The organism is Protofrankia sp. CiP1_Cm_nod4 (assembly GCF_982290645.1).
In genome coordinates, this window is the sequence record NZ_CEVIVC010000023.1 from 52,049 (window position 1) to 52,532 (window position 484).

At 73.6% G+C, this 484-nt stretch carries 1 pseudogene; it reads left to right on the forward strand.

Annotation, left to right across the window (positions count from 1 at the left end):
• A pseudogene (locus AC5LSR_RS07175) lies at positions 1–484 on the forward strand (4-amino-4-deoxy-L-arabinose transferase); the annotation flags it as partial.

A 484-nucleotide genomic window follows, 5' to 3' on the forward strand; every position in this document is an offset into this window, starting at 1 on the left:
TGGCACCCGCGGCATGGCGAGCCTGTGGCTGGGCATCGACCCCTATCTGCTGTGCGCGGGTGTCGTCGCCGCGTTCCCGGCGCTTTTCGTCAGACGTCTGCGAATGGTCGCGGTACTGCTGCTGATCCAGTTCGCCTTCATGTTCCGGAACGGGTACATGCCCTATGCGTACGTGACGGCGATGCTGCCGTTCGCGGCGCTGTGCGTGGCCGGCATGCTCGACGCGCTGCTGCCGTACTACCGGCCACCGGCCGCCGACAGCGCCCGCGGCCGCCCCGAGGCCATGGCCGGCAGCGCGCTCCACGGCCTGCCACGCGATCCGGCAGCCACCGGCGACACACATCCGCTGTCCCTGCCGGGCCCGGCCGCCACCTCACTCCCGGCAGTGGCCCCGTTCCCGGCCGCTGCCCCGCTTCCGGCCGTAGCCCCGTTCCCGGCCGTGCTCCCGGCGGTGGCCCCGCTTCCTCCCGCGGCCGAGCCTCCC